The 6,149-nt window shown below is 38.9% G+C and carries 9 protein-coding genes; 7 read left to right on the top strand and 2 right to left on the bottom strand.

Annotated features, from left to right (window positions below; translation table 11 throughout):
- The first annotated feature begins 96 nt into the window (after window positions 1–96).
- The 7 genes from thyA to E1176_RS08040 all read left to right on the top strand — a co-directional run bounded on the left by thyA (window position 97) and on the right by E1176_RS08040 (window position 4,246).
- Window positions 97–891, top strand: a complete 795-nt coding sequence (gene thyA, locus E1176_RS08070) for a thymidylate synthase (RefSeq protein ID WP_155210103.1) — start codon at window positions 97–99, stop codon at window positions 889–891.
- 146 nt (window positions 892–1,037) lie between these two features.
- Window positions 1,038–1,193, top strand: coding sequence for a YqaE/Pmp3 family membrane protein (locus E1176_RS08065; RefSeq protein WP_155210102.1), 156 nt, complete (start codon window positions 1,038–1,040; stop codon window positions 1,191–1,193).
- A gap of 3 nt (window positions 1,194–1,196) precedes the next feature.
- Window positions 1,197–2,030, top strand: coding sequence for a DUF1206 domain-containing protein (locus tag E1176_RS08060; RefSeq protein WP_155210101.1), 834 nt, complete (start codon window positions 1,197–1,199; stop codon window positions 2,028–2,030).
- Window positions 2,031–2,079: 49 nt separating this feature from the next.
- Entirely contained in the window at window positions 2,080–2,667 is a 588-nt protein-coding gene (locus E1176_RS08055) for a hypothetical protein (RefSeq protein ID WP_155210100.1), read from the top strand.
- Between the two features lie 186 nt (window positions 2,668–2,853).
- Entirely contained in the window at window positions 2,854–3,138 is a 285-nt protein-coding gene (locus E1176_RS08050) for a DUF4235 domain-containing protein (RefSeq protein WP_155210099.1), read from the top strand.
- 1 nt (window position 3,139) lies between these two features.
- Window positions 3,140–3,685 carry a hypothetical protein gene (locus tag E1176_RS08045; RefSeq protein WP_155210098.1) on the top strand — a complete coding sequence of 182 codons (546 nt, stop codon included), beginning with the start codon at window positions 3,140–3,142 and terminating at the stop codon, window positions 3,683–3,685.
- A gap of 12 nt (window positions 3,686–3,697) precedes the next feature.
- On the top strand, window positions 3,698–4,246 hold the full coding sequence (locus E1176_RS08040; RefSeq protein WP_155210097.1) for a DUF421 domain-containing protein: 549 nt from the start codon (window positions 3,698–3,700) through the stop codon (window positions 4,244–4,246).
- Here the strand turns inward: E1176_RS08040 and E1176_RS08035 are convergent.
- Together E1176_RS08035 and E1176_RS08030 are read right to left on the bottom strand one after the other, a co-directional pair.
- Window positions 4,243–5,865, bottom strand: a complete 1,623-nt coding sequence (locus E1176_RS08035; RefSeq protein WP_155210096.1) for an amidohydrolase — start codon at window positions 5,863–5,865, stop codon at window positions 4,243–4,245. The two genes, E1176_RS08040 and E1176_RS08035, sit on opposite strands and share 4 nt — an antisense overlap.
- Window positions 5,866–5,871: 6 nt before the next feature.
- Window positions 5,872–6,149, bottom strand: a 278-nt coding sequence (locus E1176_RS08030; protein ID WP_155210095.1) for a DUF502 domain-containing protein, incomplete at its 5' end; no start/stop codon positions are given.

Below are 6,149 nucleotides of genomic sequence, written 5' to 3'. Positions count from 1 at the left end.
AAAATAATACGCAGCATTGTGTAGTATTTTTACTTAGCATCGGTTAAAGCTTTGGTGTAGTTTCGCTAACTTTAAGCTTTAAAAATTGAAGCTATCATGAAGCAGTATTTAGATTTAATGCAGGACATCATAGATAATGGTGCAGAGAAGGGAGATCGTACTGGCACAGGAACACTTTCTGTGTTTGGAAGACAATTGAGATTTAATCTTCAAGAAGGCTTTCCGCTACTCACCACCAAAAAACTGCATATAAGATCGATCATTCATGAGTTGCTTTGGTTCTTAAGTGGAGACACCAACATTAAATACCTCAAAGACAATGGTGTGTCTATCTGGGACGAATGGGCGGATGAAAATGGAGATCTCGGTCCCGTATATGGTTATCAATGGAGAAGCTGGCCAGCACCAGATGGTGGTAAGGTCGATCAGATTGCTCAGGCCATTGAGCAAATAAAGACTAACCCAAACTCAAGAAGACATATTGTAAGCGCCTGGAACCCTGCTGAGGTTGATAATATGGCTTTGCCTCCATGTCACGCACTCTTTCAATTTTATGTAGCCAATGGTAAGTTATCTTGCCAGCTGTATCAAAGAAGCGCAGATTACTTTTTAGGCGTACCCTTTAATATAGCATCTTATGCTTTGCTCGTACATATGTTTGCGCAGCAATGCGATCTTGAGCCTGGAGAGTTTGTATGGACAGGTGGAGATGTGCATCTCTATTCCAACCATTTAGATCAAGCCAGAGAACAATTGTCGAGAGATCCAATGGCTTTACCTCAATTAAATATTACCAGAAAACCAGCTTCCATTTTTGATTACAAGTTTGAAGACTTTAAAATCGAAAATTACGAAGCACACCCATCGATCAAGGCACCCATAGCCGTATAAAAAATTTCTCTTTGAGCAAGACACTACAAGCATTGTAGAATAGCTTGCACAATATAAAACGCCATTTGTCGGTTTAACGGCCTGACAGCGTACTGCACAGTTTTTGGCTTAGGATTAATAACGTTTAAACCTAACCAACTAAACTGATGAGTATAATACAGATTATTTTAGCGATTTTCATCCCGCCACTTGCGGTGGCATTGAGTAGAGGGTTATCCGGTGATTTTTGGATTAACCTTCTATTGACTATTCTCGGAATTGTTCCGGGTATCATTCATGCGTTCTACGTACTAACTAAGTAGGCCATGAGTACAGCACACGAATTAAAAAGTACAGCAAATAAGCTATCTTCAGGCGATACCAAAGAGAAATTTGCCCGGTTCGGAATAGGGGCTAAGGGATTTGTTTATTGCCTAATTGGAGGACTTACCGCTATGACAGCTTTTGGCTTGGGTGGTAAAAAGACCGGTAGCGGTGGAGCTTTAGAAACCCTATCAGGAGGAACATTCGGTCAAATTTTATTGATTTTAACAGCAGTAGGTCTGGTCGGCTTTGTCTTTTGGAGATTTTATCAGGCCTTTGCCGACCCTGAAGATAAAGGTAATGACGCCAAAGGATTAGCCAGAAGGTTCGGCTATTTTTCCAGTGGTGTATTTTATTGCTTTTTAGCGTTTACGACAGTAAAAATTTTACTCGGAAGCAGCTCAGGTGGTGGATCCGGTAGTAACGAAACTATCGTTTCAACACTTTTACAAGAAACATACGGACAGATACTAGTCGGTATTTTGGGAGCTATTTTCGCTGGCAAATCCATTTATCAATTATATAGAGCGTTATCCGGTAAGTTTAAGGATAAGGTAAAAGAATCAGGCCTTGACCAGAACACGCAAAAATTTGTACTCAACTCAGGTAGGGTAGGGTATATCTCAAGAGGGATAGTAATAGCAATTATTTCCTTTTTAACCTTTAGAGCTGCCTTTACTGCAAACTCAAGCAGCGCTGGTGGTACTAAACAAGCCTTTGAATTTTTACAAAACGAATTTGGAGCAATAACCTTAGGAGTTATTGCACTCGGCTTATTCTCATACGGTGTCTTTATGTTTATAAAAGCGCGCTATCGTGAGATGAGCATGGATTAAAAATAGATTTATAACCACGAACTAAACTTGAAATTTAAAACCAAAAATTATGAAATTATTATATTATTCAGCTTTTGCAATTGGAGCAGCTTTATTCGCTAGCTGCGATGTAGATAAAACTGAACAAGGAGAAGCACCAGAATTAGATGTCGATGTAGAGGCAGAGTCTGGTGAAATGCCAGAATACGATGTAGACTGGGCCAATGTAAATGTTGGCACAAGAACAAAAACCATGAAAGTACCTAAAGTGGTAGTGGTAATGGAAGAAGAGGAAGTAGAAGTGCCATACCTTGATATGAAAATGCCAAATAGTGATGAAGAATCTACTGAAAGAAGTATAAAAGTAGAAGCAGAGGTGTCTGGCAATATGCACGAATTAGAAATAGAGAAGGTGTACGCCACTAAAAATAAACTCATTGTTGTTTCTGAACTGGAGAAAGAAGATGATCCATTAAAAGAAAATCGTGTAAGAGTTTCTGATCAGATTATTATTAATGCACCTGACAATCTGGTTGTTTCTCACTATATTATTGGAGAAAAGCCTGATGGCGACTTCAACAATTCTTACAGATATATAGCTTCAGAAAGCGACATTTCAAACCTTACCACCAATGCCAAGGTAATTTATAAAGATTAAGTTTGATACTCTCTGATAGAAAAGGCTGTCTTGAACTTCAAGGCAGCTTTTTTCCGTTTTGGGCAATAAACTCTACACCCATTAATACTAAAAATACCTTCATGATGCTGAGCAGTACTATTGGTCTTTGGTACACAGGTTGCAATTATATCAGTAGTAATTAGTAGAAAAGAAGAAAGAACAATAATGAGTAATACCTATTTAACAAAAAGAAATTACGCTATTGCAGCAGGCATTACAGCTTTTGCACTAAGCAGTGCTGCAAAATACATCGTAAAAAAATCATACAAGAAAATCACCGGCAATGAGGCTCCGCAAAACCCTGAAGTCAAACATGCTGACCTAAAGGAAGTGGTTTTATTTTCTGTAGGTCTGGCATTGGTGAGCGCGACAGTAAAAACAATTGGACGTAAATACTTTGCCAAACAATGGACCGCTCTTGACGGAGAGTTACCCAAACATTTGTCTTAATATGAAATTAAACACCTATACAAAAAGAGCACTTGCAGGAGGAGCTATCTCCATGATTGTAATACTCGGAGGTTCTCTAATGTTAGGTAAACTAAGTGGTTATGAAGCCAAAGATCTTATTCAAGACTCTTTGTCGGGGCTGAATACTCTGTGTAACACCATAGTATTGGCATCGGCCACTATATTAGCATTATTACTTACCCTCCTAGGTTTAAGTGCAAATAGTCAATCAAGGCTTAAGATAGTACATTATAAAAACGTGCTGATTATTGCCAAATTAGATACAGCTGTATTCATTGCTGCACTTACGTCTTTTTTAATATTTAACCTACCCGTCACGCAATCGGAGCAAATACCAGCCCACTGGTATGATGGCATTTACTACGCTGCAATAGGGTTATCGAGCATTTTAAGTGGGGCATTGGTTGTAGTTGTACTCATGCTGTTTAACACCACAGATAATATCATTAAAGTTGTGGGATTTGGTATGAAGGATCATCCGATTGCGGATATGAGTGAAGAGGAAAAAGAGAAACTTAAATCTTAAAGCTATGGCACAATGGAAAAATTACAAAGTTTAAACTGGCTCCTAGGAGACGTTAGTCAAATAGTAATTACCGTATTTAATACATTCGTGATTTATGCGGTAATTATAATAATAACTAAGTTAAATGGTCTCCGAACTTTCGCCAAAATGGGCAGTTTTGATTTTGCTATCACTATAGCCATAGGCAGTCTTATTGCCTCAACCATCTTATCAGGTTCTCAAAGCCTTATACAATGTATAGTTGGATTGTCAGTACTGATTGGACTTCAGGCGTTGGTTGCTAAGCTGAGGAAGAAGTCAAAGTCATTTGAAAAAACAGTTACCAACACACCAGTGCTGCTCATGAAGGGCAGCCAGCTGTTAGAGCACAATTTGGCTAAAACAAGAGTTTCTCATGCCGACTTATACGCCAAATTAAGAGAGGCCAATGTCACAGACTTTAATCAAATATATGCAGTAGTATTAGAAACTACCGGTGATATTTCTGTGCTACACGGCAGTGAGGATAAGAAGCTCTCTGATGAATTATTAAAGTTTATCGATACCTCCGATAAGATTTAATTGTAGCGGTCATAGACCAATTTCCCTCTGTGCCAAACATTATCCACCTTTAAGTTGTGAAGCTCTTCCTTAGGACATTCATTCGGGTGCTCTTCAAGCAGTATGAGATCAGCATTATAGCCAGGTAGTAGTCGACCTGTGTAACTATCGCTATGATTTATGTATGTGGGTGTGGCACAGTAACTTTCAAATGCATGATCAACAGACATTATCTCCTGAGGTTGCCAGCCGCCTTTAGGCTCACCTTGGTAATTTGTGCGGTTAGCAGATGCATAGATGTGTTCTAAAGGATTCAGTGGACCTATCGGTGCGTCTGAGCTTGCGCTAAAAATAACGTCATTATCCACAAGACTCTGACCGACCTGCACTAATTTTTCTCGATCTTCTCCCAACCATTCTTTATAGTTGTCATATTCTTTAATCAGAAAACCGGGTTGTGTTTCTATCGGTATTTTGGCTTTACTTATCAAACTTAATAAATCCCATCGGGTATTTTGCATATGGATAATCCTGTGCCTCAGTGGGTTACTCTCGTTAGGATTTGCATTGATGATAGCCTTTGCTGCAGTCTCTACAGCTCTATCTCCAATACAATGCATAGCCACTTGCATATTATTATCTTCAGCCAGCTGGAGCATTTTATTTAAAATTTCCTGATCATAAATGAGCGTTCCACAATCTCCGGAATCTACATAGGGGAGATTCATAGCTGCTGTGTGAAGCCTGTAAGTGCCATCTACAAAAATTTTGAATGCGCCTACTCTCACATGACCTTCACCATCTCCTGTACGTTTATCAAAATTTTTAAGATAGTATTTCATGTCATCGATGTCGTAAACATAGTGATGCAAATAAGCGTCACAGGTCAACTCGCCATCTTTGTCTATTTTGGAGTAGGCTTTCCAAACTTTCGCATAATCTCCAACATAATTAAGATCATCAGAGTCAATATGAGTAATTCCAACCTCTGCAATATGGGGGAGTCCATCTCTTAAAGCCTCTTCTGCTTGCTGAGTGCTTTTATTACGGAAATTCATCTTTATAAAATGCACCGCAGTGTCTTTAAATCGACCATTCCAATTCCCGGACTCATCTTTTTCAATAAATTCTTCCAGAGTCTTTTTTCGAAGTGCCTCTTTATCCAAAAGATCAAGTGCCTGGGTGTTGAGCACGCACTCATGTCCGTCTTGGTGTAGAAGAAAAATAGGGTGATCGATATTTAATGAATCAAGGTCTTTTGCTGTTAGCAATGTGTCTCTATCAGTAAAACTATCATCCATAAGACCACGACCGACAAGCCATTCATTATGTTTTAGGGCTTCTTTCTCATTTTGATTTTTGAGTTCTTCCTTCAGGTGCTTCCATTTGCTTATTCGCCTTAGATCTCTTTCATTTTTCATGAGAGAATATCTCAAAAAATGAATGTGTGAATCTTTGAAACTGGGAGCGAGAGTGCGTCCTTTAGCATCAAATTTTTTTATTTTATTGTCGCCCAGAGTAGCTCCGTTTTCTTCTATAGAAACGATTTTTTCGTCTCTGATTCTTACCTGGTAAAATTTGCTATCTGAAGGTTGAAATGGTCTGTATATTTGACAGTTGGTGATGAGATAGTCCGTCATTATCAATTAGTCTTCTTTTGGCTGTACTTCTTTGTTACTTGGTTTGTATGACTTGAATAGTTTGGCTGTGCCAGTTCCCATACCAATCACGGTGCGCATGGCTTCTTGTGGCGCAACGTCCAAAAAGGTAATAGCTTCTTTCTTTACATGGTAAATATTACCATTTGTAGGATTCGGGGCAGTAGGCACGAAAATGCAATAAAGGTCATCATTTATTTTATCTGTAATAAACCCTGTCATGAGGGTGCCGGTGTCGAAAGGATCAATAATTACAGCTTCACTAA

This window comes from Fulvivirga aurantia (assembly GCF_009711475.1).
Taxonomy (GTDB): domain Bacteria; phylum Bacteroidota; class Bacteroidia; order Cytophagales; family Cyclobacteriaceae; genus Fulvivirga; species Fulvivirga aurantia.
This window is presented reverse-complemented; position numbering and strand designations above follow the sequence as displayed.

Excerpts from the sequence above, each read along its gene's own strand:
- thyA (WP_155210103.1), top strand. The coding sequence starts at position 97 with ATGAAGCAGTATTTAGATTTAATGCAGGACATCATAGATAATGGTGCA.
- E1176_RS08065 (WP_155210102.1), top strand. The coding sequence starts at position 1,038 with ATGAGTATAATACAGATTATTTTAGCGATTTTCATCCCGCCACTTGCG.
- E1176_RS08060 (WP_155210101.1), top strand. The coding sequence starts at position 1,197 with ATGAGTACAGCACACGAATTAAAAAGTACAGCAAATAAGCTATCTTCA.
- E1176_RS08055 (WP_155210100.1), top strand. The coding sequence starts at position 2,080 with ATGAAATTATTATATTATTCAGCTTTTGCAATTGGAGCAGCTTTATTC.
- E1176_RS08050 (WP_155210099.1), top strand. The coding sequence starts at position 2,854 with ATGAGTAATACCTATTTAACAAAAAGAAATTACGCTATTGCAGCAGGC.
- E1176_RS08045 (WP_155210098.1), top strand. The coding sequence starts at position 3,140 with ATGAAATTAAACACCTATACAAAAAGAGCACTTGCAGGAGGAGCTATC.
- E1176_RS08040 (WP_155210097.1), top strand. The coding sequence starts at position 3,698 with ATGGAAAAATTACAAAGTTTAAACTGGCTCCTAGGAGACGTTAGTCAA.
- E1176_RS08035 (WP_155210096.1), bottom strand. The coding sequence starts at position 5,865 with ATGACGGACTATCTCATCACCAACTGTCAAATATACAGACCATTTCAA.